At 71.9% G+C, this 17123-nt stretch carries 16 protein-coding genes and 1 tRNA gene; 14 read left to right on the top strand and 3 right to left on the bottom strand.

Annotated features, from left to right (window positions below; genetic code table 11):
• The first annotated feature begins 53 nt into the window (after window positions 1–53).
• From NYF13_RS12615 to NYF13_RS12585, 7 genes are all read left to right on the top strand, one after another.
• Window positions 54–1268 (top strand): MFS transporter, encoded by a 1215-nt coding sequence (locus tag NYF13_RS12615; RefSeq protein ID WP_396287042.1) that lies wholly within the window; start codon window positions 54–56, stop codon window positions 1266–1268.
• 589 nt (window positions 1269–1857) lie between these two features.
• Window positions 1858–3066, top strand: a complete 1209-nt coding sequence (locus NYF13_RS12610; protein WP_315656473.1) for a GGDEF domain-containing protein — start codon at window positions 1858–1860, stop codon at window positions 3064–3066.
• Window positions 3067–3190: 124 nt separating this feature from the next.
• Entirely contained in the window at window positions 3191–5356 is a 2166-nt protein-coding gene (locus NYF13_RS12605) for a phospholipase A2 (RefSeq protein ID WP_315656471.1), read from the top strand.
• Between the two features lie 457 nt (window positions 5357–5813).
• On the top strand, window positions 5814–7253 hold the full coding sequence (locus tag NYF13_RS12600; RefSeq protein WP_315657327.1) for an LCP family protein: 1440 nt from the start codon (window positions 5814–5816) through the stop codon (window positions 7251–7253).
• 183 nt (window positions 7254–7436) lie between these two features.
• The gene (locus NYF13_RS12595; protein WP_315657326.1) at window positions 7437–7919 is read left to right on the top strand and encodes a helix-turn-helix transcriptional regulator; all 483 of its coding nucleotides are present in this window, start codon (window positions 7437–7439) and stop codon (window positions 7917–7919) included.
• A 62-nt stretch (window positions 7920–7981) separates the two neighbouring features.
• On the top strand, window positions 7982–8581 hold the full coding sequence (locus tag NYF13_RS12590) for a helix-turn-helix domain-containing protein (protein ID WP_315656470.1): 600 nt from the start codon (window positions 7982–7984) through the stop codon (window positions 8579–8581).
• Window positions 8582–8794: 213 nt separating this feature from the next.
• A complete protein-coding gene (locus NYF13_RS12585) occupies window positions 8795–9337 on the top strand; it encodes a hypothetical protein (protein WP_396287039.1) in 543 nt (180 codons plus the stop codon).
• A gap of 159 nt (window positions 9338–9496) precedes the next feature.
• On the opposite strand, the gene NYF13_RS12580 is transcribed toward NYF13_RS12585, so the two are convergent.
• Window positions 9497–9718, bottom strand: a complete 222-nt coding sequence (locus tag NYF13_RS12580; protein ID WP_315656468.1) for a DUF3618 domain-containing protein — start codon at window positions 9716–9718, stop codon at window positions 9497–9499.
• 122 nt (window positions 9719–9840) lie between these two features.
• Here NYF13_RS12580 and NYF13_RS12575 point away from each other — a divergent pair.
• The 7 genes from NYF13_RS12575 to bcp all read left to right on the top strand — a co-directional run bounded on the left by NYF13_RS12575 (window position 9841) and on the right by bcp (window position 14453).
• Window positions 9841–9914 (top strand) — tRNA-Leu (locus NYF13_RS12575).
• Between the two features lie 172 nt (window positions 9915–10086).
• Entirely contained in the window at window positions 10087–11310 is a 1224-nt protein-coding gene (locus NYF13_RS12570) for a helix-turn-helix transcriptional regulator (RefSeq protein WP_315656467.1), read from the top strand.
• Between the two features lie 94 nt (window positions 11311–11404).
• Window positions 11405–11695, top strand: a complete 291-nt coding sequence (locus NYF13_RS12565) for a hypothetical protein (RefSeq protein WP_315656466.1) — start codon at window positions 11405–11407, stop codon at window positions 11693–11695.
• 288 nt (window positions 11696–11983) lie between these two features.
• Complete coding sequence (locus NYF13_RS12560; protein WP_315656465.1) at window positions 11984–12844, top strand: LLM class flavin-dependent oxidoreductase; 861 nt, start codon at window positions 11984–11986, stop codon at window positions 12842–12844.
• A gap of 167 nt (window positions 12845–13011) precedes the next feature.
• The gene (locus tag NYF13_RS12555; protein ID WP_315656464.1) at window positions 13012–13194 is read left to right on the top strand and encodes a hypothetical protein; all 183 of its coding nucleotides are present in this window, start codon (window positions 13012–13014) and stop codon (window positions 13192–13194) included.
• A gap of 208 nt (window positions 13195–13402) precedes the next feature.
• The gene (locus tag NYF13_RS12550; protein WP_315656463.1) at window positions 13403–13936 is read left to right on the top strand and encodes a hypothetical protein; all 534 of its coding nucleotides are present in this window, start codon (window positions 13403–13405) and stop codon (window positions 13934–13936) included.
• A gap of 40 nt (window positions 13937–13976) precedes the next feature.
• Window positions 13977–14453 carry a thioredoxin-dependent thiol peroxidase gene (gene bcp, locus NYF13_RS12545; RefSeq protein WP_315656461.1) on the top strand — a complete coding sequence of 159 codons (477 nt, stop codon included), beginning with the start codon at window positions 13977–13979 and terminating at the stop codon, window positions 14451–14453.
• Between the two features lie 168 nt (window positions 14454–14621).
• Here bcp and NYF13_RS12540 read toward each other — a convergent pair whose 3' ends face one another.
• Window positions 14622–16385 carry a HAMP domain-containing sensor histidine kinase gene (locus tag NYF13_RS12540; protein ID WP_315656460.1) on the bottom strand — a complete coding sequence of 588 codons (1764 nt, stop codon included), beginning with the start codon at window positions 16383–16385 and terminating at the stop codon, window positions 14622–14624.
• Entirely contained in the window at window positions 16375–17073 is a 699-nt protein-coding gene (locus NYF13_RS12535) for a response regulator transcription factor (protein ID WP_315656459.1), read from the bottom strand. Before NYF13_RS12535 ends, NYF13_RS12540 begins: the two co-directional genes overlap by 11 nt.
• Window positions 17074–17123 lie beyond the last annotated feature (50 nt).

Genomic DNA, 17123 nt, shown 5'->3' with positions numbered 1-17123 from the left:
GAATGCGGGCACGCCACTGTTCGCCCGACCGGGGAGGGGGAAATGGTCACCCCGTGACGACCCACGCCAGTCCGCCGCTGACCGCGCCCCTGCGCAACGTCGAGTACCGCGTCCTGTGGGCGGCGGAAGCCATTTCCAGCGCCGGTGACCAGCTGGCGAAGGTGGCGCTGTCCATCCTCGTCTACCACCGCACCGGCTCGGCGCTCTGGGCCGCGGTGGTCTACGCGCTGACCTTCCTGCCCGCGCTGGCGGGCGGGCTCGGACTGTCCTTCCTGGCCGACCGCTACCCGCGCCGCGTGGTGCTGGCCGCGAGCGCGGCGGCGCAGGCGGTGCTGGTGGGGCTGATGAGCATCCCGGGGATGCCGCTGGCCGTGCTGTGCGGGCTGCTGGTCGTGGTCCAGCTGGCCGCCTCCCCGGCCAACGCGGCGCAGAACGCGATCACCCGCGAGGTGTTCGAGGACGACGAGCTGTACCTGCGCAGCCAGGACCTGCGCGGGATCACCACCAACACGGTGCAGCTGCTCGGGCTGGCCGGCGGCGGGGTGCTGGTGACCGCGGTCGGGTCCTCGTGGGCGCTGGCGCTGGACGCGGTGAGCTTCGCCGTGGCCGCGGTGATCGTCCGGGTCTGGGTGCTCGACCGGCCCGCGGCGGGCGGGGAGCGGACGACCTGGTTCGGGGCGACGCGGTGGGTGTTCGGGCAGCGGCGGCTGCGGCCGCTGATCGCGCTGTCCTGGCTGGTCGGGCTCGCGGTGGTGCCGGAGGGGCTGGCCGCGCCGCTCGCCCACCAGCTGGGCGCGCCGTCCGCGGCGGTCGGCTGGCTGCTGGCCGCCGACCCGCTGGGCTTCGTGGCCGGGGCCTACCTGCTGTCCAAGTTCGCCACGGCACCGGCGCGGCAGCGGCTGCTCGGGGTGCTGGCGACCCTTTCCCCGGCCCTGCTCACGCTCTTCCTGCTGCGGCCGAACCTGCCGGTCGCGCTGGTCCTGCTGGCGCTGGCGGGGGCCACGGGCGCGTACATCATCACGGTCACCGCCACCTTCTCCACCTGGGTGCCGAACGACCGGCGCGGCGGCGCCGGCGGGCTGTACCGCACGGGGCTGCGCGTCGCCCAGGGTGTCGGCGTCGCGCTCGGCGGCGTGGTGGCGCAGGCGACCGGCTCCGCGGTCACGGCCATCGCACTGGCCGGGCTGGCCGGCGTCGTGCTGGCGATCCCCACCGCGCTCGCCTGGACCCGGGTCCGGCGCACAGCCACCAGCGGCACCGGGCTCTGATCCACCGTGCTTTCACGCTTCGCGCGCGAAATCCACCTCCGGTCGCCGGGTCACGGAACCGCCACGACCACTTCCGGCTCAGGCTTCACGGTCCGACATCGTCTGGCACCTCCTCGTGACGGTTATCCGGCTTCGGAAAAGGCGGTAACGATTCAGGCTTCACGGTCCGACATCGGGAAAACACCTCCTGCCGAAGACCACGAGGAGGCGGAAGGGACCGGTGCGGTAATGCGCATTCGGGTTTCACCAGTCGTCGGGGGAAGGGGAGGAGTCACTGCCGGGAAGTCAGTGAGTGCGATGATAGCGGTAAACGGTAACGCCATCACAGCGGGAACCGTCACACTCCGACCATCCGAGAGACCGGAGGAGGCCGAGCCCGATGCCCGAGAACGGACACGCGCGCGGTGAACCTGCGGACTCCGATACCGGGATACCCGAAACGGGTCAAGATCACCCCACCCGGAACCCGGATTCCCCGGTTTCCGCACAAACGGCGACCGCACGGTCGCACGGAGTCGGCGGCCGGCTGCGCGAGCTGATTTCCGCGAATCCGGTGTCCTCGTGGGATCTGTGGACGAAGCCGCGCCCGATGATCGTTTTCCTGCTTTCCTGGGAAGCGGTCTCGGTCGCGCTGCTGACGTTCGCGATCGTCACCACCGGCGAGACGGCACTCGTCGACTGGGCCCGGTTCGGCATCCTCGCCGCCTGCGCCACCGTGCACATCCAGCTCACCCGCCGCCAGGAGGAGCGGCGGCGCAACCGGGTCACGGCCGTGCACATCGACCTGTCCGGCATCTGGATCTTCCCGGGCGCGCTGCTGCTGCCGATCCACCTGACCCTGCTGCTGATCGCGATCGTGCGGACCCAGCGCTGGTTCAACTCGCGGAGGCCGCCGCACAAGTTCCTCTTCACTTCGCTGACCCACGCCGTTTCGGCGCTGCTGGCCCACCAGCTCTACCAGGCGTTCGCCTCGGCGGAGGTGGCCCGGCTCGGCCCGGCCAACTCACTGCCGGTCTTCGGCATCCTGATGCTCGTCGGCTTCTGCTACGCCGCGCTGCAGGCGATCGTGATCGGCAGCCTGCTGGCGCTCGGCGGCACCTCGGCGCCGACGCTGAGCAACGTGCTGGGCACCAAGGACGACAACCTGCTGGAGCTCTCGACCATCGGGCTCGGCACGATCGCCACCATCCTGCTGGTGGAGATCCCGCCGGCGATCGTGATCCTGGTGCTGATCACCGTGCTCGGCAACCGGCTGGCCGAGATCAACCAGTTGCAGTCGGAGGCGCGCACGGACCCGAAGACCGGGATCTTCAACGTGCGCGGCTGGTCCGAATCGGCCGAGCGCGCGCTGGCCCGCTCCGCGCGCGGCGGCGAAACCCTGGCGCTGCTGATGATCGACCTCGACCACTTCAAGTGGATCAACGACACGTTCGGCCACCCGGCCGGCGACGACGTGCTGCGCACCGTGGCCCAGACGCTCGACGAGATCACCCGGCCCAAGGACATCATCGGCCGGTTCGGCGGCGAGGAGTTCCTGATCCTGCTGCCGGACGTCGACCAGACGGCGGCCAAGGTGACGGCCGAGCGCATCCGCGTCGCCCTCGCCGAGCAGCAGACCGTGAGCACCGACAAACGCGGCGGGCAGGCCCGGATCAGCGACCGCACCGCCTCGATCGGGGTGGCCCTGCTCGGACCGGACGGGTCCACCGTGGAGCAGTTGCTGCACGCCGCGGACGCCGCCGTCTACGCGGCCAAGGAGGGCGGGCGCAACCAGGTGCGGTTCGCCGAAGCGGGCTGAACGCGCGGCGGCACCGTCCGGAATCAGGCGGTATGACCCGCGCTGTCGGCCTCGGCGGTTCTCCCCCGCCGCGCGCGGGGCTGTCCCTCTGCCGGGTCCGCGGCCGGGCTGGCACCCTGGGGGCATGCCCGACACCGACGACCGCGCTCCGGCCGCCGCCCGTCCCCGACGCCGGTGGTCGACGTCGGGGTGGCTGCTGCTCGTGCTCTTCATCGTGTTCGGCTTCGGGCTGATCGCTTCGCGCCCGGCTTCGCCGCCGGACCAGGGGCCACCCACCGGTGACGTGCTGGCGGCGCAGAACGCCATCGACGCGCTCGTCCACCCGGGACCGTGGCCGAGCGCGCTGGCCCGGCTGCCGAAGGATTTCACCGCCGAGACGGGTGTGCGGCCGGGCGTGCTGACCGCGCGGGACGGGACGGTGCGGGCCGTGCACGTCGACGGCGGCTGCTCCGCCCCGTGGGGTGACGACAACACGAAGTGGGACTACTCCGTGCCGTGCAAGGCGCACGACCTCGGCTACGACCTGCTGCGGTACGCCGACAAGAAGGGTCACCCGCTGGACCAGGCGGCGCGGGCCTCGCTCGACGCCCAGCTGTCGAAGGACATGCACCACACCTGCGACCTGAACCCGATGGACTCGCCGCGCACCTGCCGGCTCGTCGCGACGCTGTACTCGGCCGGTCTGGTGATCAACTCCTGGCACCAGCGCTGGGGCCCGCCGGTGGGCGACCCGATCGACGCGATGGTGGCGGGGGTGCTGGTCATCGGCGCCCTGCTGGTGCTGCGGCTGCGGAGCTGGCCCGCGGCCCGGCGGCGGTCCGGGCCGGTCCGGACCGGGCCGCCGAGCCGCTGGGCCCTGCTCGGGGCGGGGGGCGCGGTGCTGCTGATGCTCGGTGAGTCGGTGACCGCGCTCGCCGACTGGGCGGGCGCGCCGGAGTCGGCGCTGTGGCCGTTGACCTGGCTCGCGCAGCTCACCCCGCTGCTGTTCTTCGCCGGCGGTCACGCGAACGCGGCGGGCTGGGCGGCCGAACACGACCGCGGCTACCGGCACTACCTGGCCGAGCGCGCGAGCCCCCTGCTGCGACCCGCGCTCATCTTCGCGGTGGTGGCGCTGCTGGTGCCGCTGGCCCTCGAACTGCTCGGCATCCCGGCCGGCACCAGCGCCACGGTGATGCGGATCGCGCTGCACCCGCTGTGGCTGCTGGGCGTGTACCTGCTGATGATCGTCGGCGCGCCGGCCCTGCTGGCGCTGCACCGCCGGTCCCGCCGGGCCACCGTCTTCACGCTGGCGGCCCTGGTCGTGGCGGGCGAGCTGACCGCGGTCCGGTCGGGCTCGCAGCTTCCGCATTACGGCGCGACGCTCGCGCTGGCGTTGCTGGCCCAGCAGTTGGCTTTCGCGCACGCGGACGGTGTCCGGCCGTCCCGCCGGGTGCTGGCCGGGGCCGCGGTGGCCGGGGCCGGCGGGCTCGCGGTGGCGAGCTTCGCGCTGGGTGCTTCGCCGACGTTGCTGGGCAGCCCCGGCGCGCCCGCGGCCCTGTCCGCTCCGCCGTGGGAGGTGCTGCTGCTGGGGGTCGCGCAGGCGGGCCTGGCCGGGCTGTTCGCGGCTCCGTTGCGGCGCTGGGCGGCACGGCCGGTGGTCCGGCGGGTGGTGGGACCGGTGCTGCACGCCCCGATGAGCCTGTACCTGGCCTTCCTCGCGGCGATGCTGCTGCTCGTGTCCGTGGTGTACCTGCCGGGCCCGGTCGCCGAAGACCTCCGCTGGCTGGCCCGGCCGCGGACCGCGATGGCCGTCGCGCTGCTGGCGGTGCCCGCGCTCGTGGTGTTCTGGTGGTTCGAACGCCGCCCCCGCCCCGGTGCCTTCGAGTTCGAGCCGCCGGCCCGCGTCCGCACCGGGCCCGGGTGGCACCCGGTGCTGCTGGCCCGGGCCGCCGCCGTGCTCGGCATCGGGTACGCGACGGCCGGCGTGTTCGGCCTGGCGCTGGCCCGCTTCGGCGACGTCGCCGCGGACGCCGACCTGCTCGGCCTCCGCTTCGACCCGGTGCAGAGCCTGGTCCACCTCCTGCTCGGCGTGCTGCTGCTGCACACGGTGCGGACCGGTGCCACGGCCACGGCCGGCACCTGGCTGGCCTGTGCGCTCGGCTGCATCCCGGCGCTGGTGGCCGCCTCCGACGGTGAGCCCTCGGGCGCCGCGACGGTGGTCCTGCACGCCGCGACCGCGCTGTTCGCCCTGGTCGCCGCCGCGTCGTGCCTGGTCCCGGCCCGGCGGGCGGCCGGGGTGTCGCCGGGTTGAGCGGGAGCCGTCCGCCCGTGCGGGGTACCGCCGGTCGGGCGAATCGGGTGCGGATGCCGGAACATGGGTGGTGCGCGCCACACGAAGAAGGGGATGTGTAAACCTACGGCAACCACGTCCCGGCACCATGCGTCTTCACCACCGGGGGCCCGTGGCACCCCAGAGGACAGCACCGACGAGAAGGAGCCGACGCGTGGACAACCCGCCTCGGAACGGGCCCGGCGACCGCCGCCCGGCCCGCCCCCGGTCGGGCACGCCCGAGCGCAGCCCGGCCCGGCGCGTCCCGCCGTCCGGTCGCTCCTCCCGTGAAAGCGCCGCGTACGGATCCTCCCGCGAACCGCACCCGGTCCCGCCCCGCCGCCCGGGTCCTCCGCCCGGCCGCCGTCCGGCGCAGCGGGCCCGCCGCAACTCCTTCCGCGGCGCCAAGGTCTCCCTCGCCGTGGTCTCGCTGCTGGTCATGGGGCTCACCGGGTACGCGTGGGCCTCGCTGCAGGGCCTGGTCAACGGCCTGAACTACGCCGACGTGATCGACCCGAAGTCCGGCGGCGACCAGCCCGCCGACGGCGCCCGCGACATCCTCCTGGTCGGCCTCGACAGCCGGACCGACCCGCAGGGCAACCCGCTCCCCCAGGAACTGCTCGACCAGATGAGCGCGGGCGAGTCGGACGGGGAGCTCAACACCGACACGCTGATCTTCGTGCACATCCCGAACGACGGCAGCAAGGCCGTGGCCATCTCGCTGCCGCGCGACTCCTACGTGGACATCCCGGGCGGCTACGGCAAGCACAAGATCAACTCCGCGTACGCCCGCGCGATGCTCCAGGCCCGCAAGGAGCTGCAGAAGCAGGGCGTGACCGACCCGAAGCAGCTCGACGTCCAGGCCAACCAGGCCGGCGCGAAGGAGCTGATCGCCACCGTACAGGAGCTCACCGGGTCGACGATCGACAACTACGCGGCGATCAACCTGCTCGGCTTCAGCGACATCACCACGGCCATCGGCGGCGTCGACGTCTGCCTGTCCGACAACGTGGACGACAAGTACTCCGGCGCGAAGTTCACCAAGGGCCAGCACACGATCTCCGGGATCCAGGCGCTGGAGTTCGTGCGGCAGCGCCACGGCCTGCCCCGCGGCGACCTCGACCGGGTGGTCCGCCAGCAGGTGTTCATGGCCGGGATGGCGCGCAAGGTGCTCTCGGCCGGCACGCTGGCCGACCCGACCAAGCTCAACGCGCTGATCGAGGCGATCAAGAAGTCCGTGGTGCTGAACCAGAACTGGGACATCTTCGGCTTCGCCGAGCAGATGAAGGGCCTGACCGGCGGCCAGCTCGAGTTCCGCACCATCCCGGTGGAGAACGTCGACTACCAGACGCCGGGCGACGGCTCCGCGATCAAGGTGGACCCGGCCGCGGTCCGGGCGTTCGTGCAGGGTGTGGCCCCGCAGCAGAGCCAGGGCCAGACGCCGCCGCCGGCCGACGACAGCGCGAACAAGGCGACCACGGTCGACGTGCGCAACTCCTCCGGCCGCACCGGGCTGGCCGCGAGCGTCGCCCAGCAGCTGACCGCCAAGGGCTTCACCGCCGGTGAGACGGCGAACGGGACCTCGCGCAAGACCACGGTGATCTGGGTGCCGAAGGGCCGGAAGGACGCCGGGCAGGCGGTCGCCGACGCGCTGGGCACGAAGGCCACGGTCCAGGAGGACAAGAGCGTCGCCGCCGGGCACGTGATGATCTTCCTCGGCACCGACTACAGCCCGTCCGACTCGGCCTCCAGCAGCTCGAACCCGGCCGCTTCCGGTGCCTCTTCCGGTGCCACCGCCCCGCCGTCGTCGAACGCCGCGCCCGACGACGGCTCGGCCGGCAACCCGATCACGGCCGACGGCGTGCCCTGCGTCAACTGAGCTGTACGGGTCACCGCGTTACCCCGTTCGGGGTAGCTGGTGAAATTGTCACCAAACTCTTCGGCCAAACCGCGTAAGGAAAAGCGCGCTGCCCACTTTCATACACGTGAGAAGCGCACGCGTTCGCAGCCACGACAGCGGACGAGGCGCGGAGGGATCGTGGATCAGGGCAGGGGACGAGGAGTGGTGATCGACGTCGAGCACTACCAGCGGATACTCGGAGACGAGCTCCGCAAGCTCAGGCGCGGGCGCGGCTGGACGCGCAAGGAGCTGAACCGGCATCTGCAGAGCGAGATCTCGCTGCAGACGCTGGCGACCTACGAGCTGGGTACCCGGCAGTGTTCCGTGGTGCGCCTGGTGGAGCTGTGCGTCGCCATGGACGAGCTGCCGCAGGACCTGCTGGCCAAGGTGCACCGGCGGGTGTTCGTCGAGGAACCCGGCCGGGTCCGGGTCGACCTGCAGCGGGTGATCGCGGAGGCGGCCCCGGAGCTGCTGCCGCTGCGCCGCTGGGCCGAGGACCGCCTGCGCCAGGCCGCCGACCCGGGGCCGGACTCGAGTTCGGCCGAGGTCTCGCTCGATCTGGCGGCCCTGGAACGCATGGCGGAACTCTGCGCCCTGCCCTCGGCCGACCTGATCACGCACCTGCGCGGGCTCGGTCCCGGCTGACGGCCACGCGCCGGGTCCGGCGACATTACTTTGAGTAATTTACCGCCGGTAGAGTGCCCGGGGTGACCACCGCCAAGCGCAAGCGCATGCCCCGGGCCGAACGCGAACGGCAGATGATCGAAGTCGCGGAGCGGGTGTTCGGCGAACGCGGGTACGCGGCGGCTTCGATGGACGAAATCGCCGAACTGGTGGGCGTCTCGAAGCCGATGCTGTACGAGTACTTCCGCTCGAAGGAAGGACTGCTGCTGGCCTGCATCGGCCAGGCCCGGGCGGCGTTGCGCGAGGTCACCGAGCAGGCGACGGCCGGCGCCGAAACCGCGGAGGAGGCCCTGCGCCGCGGGCTGCTGGCGTTCTTCGTGTTCATCGGCGAGCACCGCCCGGCCTGGTCGCTGCTGCGCCAGGAGATGGCGCTGATCGGCACCCCGGCGGCCGAGGAGATCGAGCAGACCCGCCGTCAGCAGACCGGCCTGATCGCCACGCTGGTCAGTGGCTACTTCGACCTCGAGGACACCCAGCGGGCCGAGGCTTCGGCCGAACTGGTCGTCGGGGCCTGCGAACGGCTGGCGATCTGGTGCGAGCGCTTCCCCGCCGTCACCCCCCAGGCAGCGACCGGATACGCCATGGACCTGCTGTGGTCCGGGCTGTCCCGGACCACGCACTGAGATGCCCGTGAAGATGCGCGTGCATTAGGCCATTCGGTCGTCACTCAGCGCGTTTTCCGTCTCGTTACTTGTGACACAGAGTTTTCCTACGGTATCGATGACACTGTAGAAAGACTGATGGAGAGTCGCGGGGAGCTGAAAATCGCGTCATGAGCGCGCGGTGGCCGAGTCCCGGCCAGTGACGCATGCTGATGACGAGAGGGGTGGACAGTGGTGGAGACGATCACAGCGACGTACCGGCACGACGACGAAGACTGGACGATCACCGTCTCCGGCCTGGGCCGGGAGCTGTCGGCGAAGGCGCCGGGGATCATCGCTGCCCGTGACCGCGCGGACCAGTTGGTCGACCAGGTCGCCCCGGACGGGCGACCCACGGTCGTGCACCTGCTCAACGGGAGCGCGCTGGAGTTCACCAGCACCTACATGACCGCCCGGCTGACCCTGCCGGAGATCGAACCGCTGCGGGTGCCGCCGTCCGGCGGGAGGTCCGGACCGGGCAGTGGGGGTGCTCGTGCGGACGCCGATCCGGCCGCCGGTCCTGCTCCCACCGGCTCGGGGACGGCTTCCGACGCGGCCCCGGAGCCCGCCTCGTCCGAGGTGTCCGTGCCCGACCAGGCTTCCGGGAAGCCGGCCAAGCCACAGCTTCCGGCGAGCAAACAGCTCCCGAAGGAGGTCGAGGACCGCCGGCCCGAGGAGCCCAGTCACCCCGCCGTGCCCGCGGTCGCCTCGGCCCAGCCGCCAGCCACTCGCGCCTGACCTGACCGTCACGCCTGGCTCTCGGCAGCCCGCGCCGCCGGGACTTCCCGCGGCTCGTCCGCCCGCAGGGCCCTCGCGCGCACCGGACGGAGCGGCCCGACCGACCGTCACCGGTCGATCGGGCCGTCAGCCGGTCAGTGCCGGCTCATCGGGGCCGGCTCAGCGGAACAGCTTGCGCAGCAGCAGCACCGCGATCAGCGCACCGACGCCGATCAGCGGGTACTTGACCTTGGGGTCGTCCAGCTTGGCGCGGGCGCCGTCCTTGGCCGCGTTCGCCAGCCGCTGCGGATTGGCCTTGGTGCCGAGCTGGTCGAGCGTCGTCACCAGGTTGGTCCTGGCCTGCTCGATCTCACGCTCGATGGTCTCGGGGTCGCGAGCCACGTGCCCTCCTCGCCGCATCGGACTGTAGGAGCCCACGGTAGAGGACTCCCCACCCCCGGCGGCCACTGGCCACGCCGAGCCGACCCGAACGTGGCGCACGCTACGATTCGCGGAGGTCCCCGGGGGCCGTAGCCCAATTGGCAGAGGCACACGGTTTAGGTCCGTGCCAGTGAGAGTTCGAGTCTCTCCGGCCCCACTCCCCGGCCCTGACCAGCGAAGCAGCAACCGAGCTTCTACTCGGATCGACTCGTTTACCGCAGAATTACCGCAGAAGGTTCGCAGTACAGTGGTCTCGTACCTCTTCGCGTGGCCCCGGGTGGCTCCCGGGGCCACGCGAAGAGGTCTCACCGCGAACAAGGGTGGTCATTGTGACCAACACCGACGGCCTGTCCGTGGGCAGGAAGATCCAGTTCTACCGCGAGCGGGCCGGAATGTCCCGGCCGGTTCTTGCGGGCTTGCTAGGCAGGTCCGCGGAGTGGCTGAAGGCCGTCGAGAAGGGCCGGATCCAAACGCCCCGGCTGAGCATGCTGCTTCGCATCGCCCAGCAGCTCGAACTCGACGATCTCGCCGACCTGACCGGCAACAGCCATGCAGTCCCTGTCACCGTGTACGCCGGGGCTCAACACGCGGCGTTGTCCGAGGTACAGGCCGCGCTGACCGAGTACCGAGTCAGCACCACCGGCTCGCTGGCATCCGTTCCGCACCTCGCCGAGCGGTTGCGCATGGCGTGGCTGGTGCGGCATTCGTCCTCCGACCATCGCACCCAGCTCGGCAGCCTGCTGCCCGGACTGATCCGTGACGCGCAGACCACTGCCCGCGCCCTGCGCGGCGAAGAGCGCCGCGCCGCTCGGAAGGTGCTGTCCGGGGTCTACCAGCTGAGCGATTTCTACGTGGCGTACCAGCCGTCGCCCGAGCTGGTGTGGATGGTGGCCGACCGCGCCATGACCGAAGCACAGGAGGCGGACGACCCCTACTCCATGGCCGGTGGCGCCTGGGCAATGGTGCAAGCGTTGCGCGACGCTGGCCGGTGGGCCGAAGCCATCACGCTGGCAACCGACGCGCGCGACCAGCTGCTCCCCTACCTTGAGAACGCACCGCTCGATTGGCGCGGCATGGTCGGAGCCCTGGAAGCCGAGATCGCCTACGTGTACGCCAGACGTGGACGACACGGCGAGGCGTGGGCTCATTGGGAGGCCGCGGAAGCCGTCGCCCGACGCCTCGGTGCCGGCTACCGCCACACCCAAACCAGCTTCTCGCAGAGCGTCATGGGTGCCCACGCCGTGACCCTCGGCGTCGAGCTACGCCGCGCTGGCGAAGCACGCCGCGCCGCTGGCGCGCTCGATCCGGACGCGATCCCATCCCTGGCTCGTCGCGGTCGGCATCTCATCGAGGTGGCGCGCGTACACGCCCAACAGGGTGACGACCTCGCCGTGCTGACCCTGCTCGACCGTGCCCAACGCGTCGCCAGCGAGACCATCAGCTTCAACGGATTTGCCCGAGACATGCTGATCGACTTGGCCAAGCAGCCCCCGGCCGGAGAACGCGAAGCGGTGCGCGACCTCACTCGGAGAGTGGGTCTCGTGATCGCTTGAGGCCGACCGGGTGAGGGTACGAAAGGTACCCCTCTACTATTCGGTCACTCTTAGTGTCGTCCTCATGACACGGGGATGGTGTGGAGAGCGAATCATGGGCGAACTGCCGGCCAGCGAGGTCGATCGCCTGCGGTACGCCGTGCACTTCAACGCGAAGGACACCCGTAACCACCGATACGACCGTGAGCACCTGGCCGTGTCGGACCGGCCGTACAGCCCCGAGTGCAGCCGCTACAAGTACGCCATCCCCGCCCGCTGGGCATGGCGCGGCGAACTGTCCGAAGAACTGGGCGACGACCGGGACCGCACCCGGGACTGCCCGGTGTGCTTCCGCCTGGTCCGGCCGAGCGCACGCGCGGGCCGAGCACGAAAACGGTCGCCGTAGCGAACCCGTCCGCCCTATCCCAGCTCGACGCGATCATGGGAGAGCTGAACCGGGTGCGCGACTCACGCGACGTGAGCCTGAGCGCCTGCGCGCGGGATCTGGGAATTAGCGCCGCCACCTTCCTGACCTGGCGTACGCGGGCCCTGAACACCACCACCCTGCCTGCGCTCGATGCCTACGCCCACCATCCCGGATACTCCATACGGTTGTGGCTGTTCAGCGATACCCCGACCACTCCGGCACCGGCACCGGTTGCCCCGCCCTCTCCGGCCGAGCACGATCGGGCGCATGCGCTTCTCGATCAACATTCCCAACTTCGGCGACTTCGCCGACGCCAGGACCGTCGCGAAGGTGGCCGTGGCCGCGGAGGAGGCGGGCTGGGACGGGTTGTTCCTCTGGGACCACGTGGTGCACGACAAGGCCGAGCGCCGGGGGCAGGCGTTCGGCGACCCCTGGATGCTGCTGACCGCCGCGGCCCTGGCCACCTCGCGGATCCGGCTGGGCCCGCTGGTCACCCCGGTGGCGCGGCGGCGGCCCGAGCAGCTGGCGCGGCAGGTGGCCACGCTGGACTCCGTCAGCGGCGGGCGGGTGATCTTCGGCGCGGGGCTCGGCGGGCCCATCGACGACGAGTTCGGCAGCTTCGGCGACACGACCGACCCGGTGGTGCTGGCCGAGCGGCTGGACGAAGGGCTCGGGCTGCTGGAGCGGTACTGGTCCGGCGAGCGGGTCGACCACCGGGGACCGCACTACCGGGTCGACGACGTCACGCTGCTGCCCGCGACCGTGCAACGGCCCCGGCCGCCGGTGTGGATCGCCGGGTACTGGCCGCGGCGGCGGCCGATGCGGCGGGCCGCGCGCTGGGACGGGGTCGTGCCGCTGTTCGCCGACGCCAGGCACGGGGAGGCGCCGCCGGCCGAGCAGGTGCGGGAGCTGGTCGAGTACGTCCACGAGCACCGCGAGCCCGGGCCGTTCGAGGTGGTGGTCGGCGGGGCCAGCCCCGGCGACCGGGCCCGGGCGCGCGACCTGCTCGGCCCGCTCGCCGACGCGGGCGCCACCTGGTGGGACGAGCGCCGGCTCCAGACCCGTGAAGACCTCTACCGCCTCGAACCGATCCAGCGCCGGATCGAACAGGGACCGCCCGTGCTCTAGCCGTCCTCGTTCGGTCCAGGACCGCTGCTTGGAGTTCATCACCGCCGAGGTCGAGCGAGATCCGGCGTTGCGCCGCACCTGACTCGGTTCCGCCTCGGCATCACCAGCTCTTGGGGGCGCCGGGCCCGTTAGGCTGGCCGCAGGACCGAGGGACCGGGAGGCGGGCCGTGGCGAAGCGCAGTCCGATGAGCTGGCTCAACCAGTTGACCGACTGGTTCGAAAGCCGCGGCGTCTACATCCCGGGCGAGGAGAGCCGCGCGGTCGACCCGGTGCGCGACTTCGGCTGGCTGATGGTCGCCTGGGGCGCGGGCGTGGCGGTCTTCATCCTGCTGTTCGCCTTTGCCGTCTGAACCCCGCCGTTTGAGCCCCGCCGAGCGAGTGGCGTTTCGGTGACAACTGTCACCCGGCGTGCGCTTTCGGTCACGGATCGGCCACGGGTCGACACCAGGTGCGCGTCTTCGTGCGCGCGCAGGTGCATGTGCGGCCACAGTGGAGCGGGTCCGCTTCGGCAGCTAGGCCGAACGGCCCCGGCCCGCACCCCGACTGGAGTACCCCACGATGGCGCTCGCGCGCACCCCGAAGCTGTTGCTGTCCGCTTGCCTGCTGTTCGGGGTGGCGGCCTGCGGGGTCGACGCTCGGGAGGGCGCGGCGGCACTCGGCGCGGGCGCGCCGGCGAAGGCCGCGGCCGCCCAGTCCGCGACCGAGTCGCAGTTCGGCACCGAGCACCGGTTCGCCAGCGGGATCACCATCTCGGTCTCGGCCCCGCAGTCGTTCAAGCCGAGTGCCGCCGCCTACCCCCGCAGCCAGCGCGCCGCCTCGTTCGACATCGAGGTGACGAACAACGGCGCCGACGCCTACAAGCTGTCCGGCCTCGCGGTCACGGCCAGCATCTCCGGCCGCCCGGCCAAGCAGGTGGTGGACGCCACCCAGGGCCTGAACGGGATCTTCGACGCGGGCAAGGACCTGCAATCCGGCCGCACCGCGCGGATGACCCTCGCGTTCGCCGTGCCCGAGCAGACCACCCAGCTCAAGGTGCTGCTGCGGCCCAGCGCCGCCGAGCCCGGCGCGGTCACCTACGGCGGCGCCGCCTGAGGCCCGGTCGCCGCGGCATCCGGCCCAGTACGCTGCCGTCATGACCGAGCAGCGACTCTCCCCCGGCGACGCCGCCCCCGACTTCACCCTGCCCGACAGCACGGGCCAGGAAGTCTCGTTGAGCGACTTCCGCGGCCAGGCCGTGGTCGTCTACTTCTACCCGGCCGCCGGCACCCCGGGCTGCACGAAGCAGGCCTGCGACTTCCGGGACAACCTGGCCGAGCTGAACAACGCCGGCTACCAGGTGCTGGGGATCTCCCCGGACAAGCCGGAGAAGCTGGCCAAGTTCACCGGGGCCGAGGAGCTGACCTTCCCGCTGCTGTCCGACCCGGACAAGACGGTGCTCACCGCCTGGGGCGCGTTCGGCGAGAAGAAGAACTACGGCCGCGTGGTGCAGGGGGTCATCCGCTCGACGTTCATCGTGGACACCGAGGGCAAGATCGTGAAGGCGCTCTACAACGTCCGGGCCACCGGCCACGTGGCGAAGCTGATCAAGGACCTCGGCCTGGCCGCCTGACCCGGCACCGGTGTGCGCCGGACTCCCTCGGCGACCACACGGCCAGAGGCCGAGCAGGGCCGACAACGTGCTGATGCCAAGGCTTCGGGCCTGCTGCTGTCGCTGGCTGCTTCGCCCGGCCATCGGGCCGTGGGCTGCCCGCGCTGCACCTGGTCGCGCCCCCCGCGGCTAGGCCGGGCCTTCCGAGGGGAGGCGGAGCGTGAAGGTCGAGCCGTGGCCCGGGGTGCTGGCCACCGCCACCGCGCCACCGTGCGCTTCGGCCAGGTTGCGGACGATGGCCAGGCCCAGCCCGCTGCCACCGGAGCCGCGAGCGCGGGAGCGGTCCGCCCGCCAGAACCGGTCGAACACGTGCGGCAGGTCTTCGGAGGTGATGCCGACGCCGGTGTCGGTCACCTCGAACACGACGTCACCGCCCTCGCGGCGACCGGTGACGGTGACCGCGCCGTCTCGGGGGGTGTGCCGCACGGCGTTGGACACGAGGTTGTCCAGGGACTGGCGCAATCGCACCGGGTCCGCGGTCAGCTCGGGCTCGTCCATCGGCGTGACGGTCAGCCGGACGCCGGACGCTTCGGCGCGCGGGGCGTGCGCCGCGGCCAGCTGGGTCAGGATCACGTTCGCGTCGATCGGCTCCGGGTGCACCCGCAGCGAGCCGGCGTCGGCGAGGGCCAGGTCCTGCAGGTCGTCGACGATGTGCTGCAGGTGCAGCGCCTCCTCCAGCAGGGACGCGGCCAGCTCCTGGTCGAGCCGGCTGATGCCGTCCTGCGTGGCCTCCAGCCAGCCGCGGATGGTGCTCAACGGGGTGCGCAGTTCGTGCGCGATGTCGCTGACCATCGCCTTGCGCGCGGTCTCCAGCCGCTCCCGCGTCTCGGACATCTCGTTGAACGCCACGGCCAGCCGCGCGATCTCGTCCTTGCCCCGCACCCGTACCCGGGCCCCGGTCTCGCCCGCCTTCATCCGCTGGGCCGCGCCGGTGAGCGCGTGCAGCGGCCGGATCAGCCGGATCGAGGCGAGGCCGGTGACCACGATGGTCAGCAGCAGGATCCCGCCGGCCAGCGCGATCAGCCGCACCCGGTTCTCCGAGGACAGCGTGAACCCGCTCGGCGGCTGGTCGCTGCCCTTCTCCGTGATGTAGAGCCACGCGGCCGGCGCGACGTACGGCGTCAGCTGCTCGCGCCGGGCCGAGGTCACGCAGCTGCGGGTGGCCGGGTCGGTGGCGGTGGAGACCGGGCCGTCGAAGGTCCAGGTCATCGGTGGGACCCCGACGGCCGGAGAAGACGGGTCAGTCCGCCCGAAGCAGGCGCTGACCAGGCTGTTCAGCTTTTCCAGCGCGATCTGCTCGGTCTTGACCGGCTGCTCCAGGCCGATCCCGCCGCAGCGGGTCAGCGCGTAGGACTCCGGCGCCACCACCCGCGGGTGCCCGCCCGGGCCGACCTCGATGTCGGCCAGTCCGGAGTAGTACTCCATGCACGACTGCACCTTGCTCGCGAGGTTCAGCAGGTCCTCGCGCTCGTCCGCCGTCAGCGCGTACGGCCCGACGGCGCTGGGGTCGATCCGGTCCGGCGTCGAAGGGACGCCGAGGCCCGGGTCGACCGACAGCGGGTCGATCACCACCGACGGCTGCGCGGGCAGCCGCCGCGGCTCCGCGTCCGAGCCGGCGATCACCTTGCCCTGCGGGGTGGTCAGCACGACCCGGCGGCCGGTGGCCTCGGCGTACTTGCGCACGACCGGGCCCGCCCCGGTCCAGTCCGGGTGGGCGGCGGCGTAGGAGAGCAGTCCCTGGTAGATGCTGCCGTCGTCGGCGAAGACCTGGCCCTGCTCCTGCTGGATCGCCCCGGTGGTGGTCTTCGCGGCCAGCAGCGCGGTGGCCGCGATCGCGCACAGGGCGACCAGCGCCGAAACCGCGATCCAGCGGATCAGCAGGCTACGGCGCATCGGGCGGCCCCGCCGTCAGCTTGTAGCCGACCCCGTAGACGGTCAGCAGCCGCGTCGGCTTGCGCGGCGCCACCTCGATCTTCTTGCGCAGGTTCATCACGTGCACGTCGATCGCGCGCTGGGTGATGAACCGGTCGAAGCCGTGCAGGTGCTCCAGCAGCTGCCCGCGGGTGAACACCTGGTCCGGGTGCGCGGCCATCACCTCGAGCAGCCGGAACTCACCCGGCGTGGTGTCCACCGGGTTCCCGTGCACCCGCACCTCGTGCCGCCCGACGTCCACCGCCAGCGCGCCGACGCGCATCGGCCCGGCCTCGCGCTCCGCGGACTGGGTGCGGCGCAGCAGGGTCCGCACGCGGGCCATCAGCTCACGGGGGCTGTACGGCTTGGTCATGTAGTCGTCGGCGCCGAGGTCGAGGCCGCGCAGCAGATCGTCCTCTGTGGACCGGGCGGTGAGCATCAGCACGGGCACGTCGGACTCCGCGCGCAGGATCCGGCACACCTCGAGCCCGTCCAGCCCGGGCAGCATCACGTCGAGCACCAGCAGGTCCGGCCGCCGGCGGCGGACCAGCTCCAGTGCCTCGCGGCCGTCGGGCACGACCACCACCGAGTGGCGCTCCCGCTCGAGGTAGCGGCGGACGAGCTCCGCTTGCTTCGGGTCGTCCTCCGCCAGCACGATGTCTGCACACATGCAGCGAGCATATGGATCACGGCGCCCCCGGGCGAACGGCGCCGGGCCGG

This window comes from Amycolatopsis sp. PS_44_ISF1 (genome assembly GCF_032335455.1).
Lineage (GTDB): Bacteria > Actinomycetota > Actinomycetes > Mycobacteriales > Pseudonocardiaceae > Amycolatopsis.
This window is presented reverse-complemented; position numbering and strand designations above follow the sequence as displayed.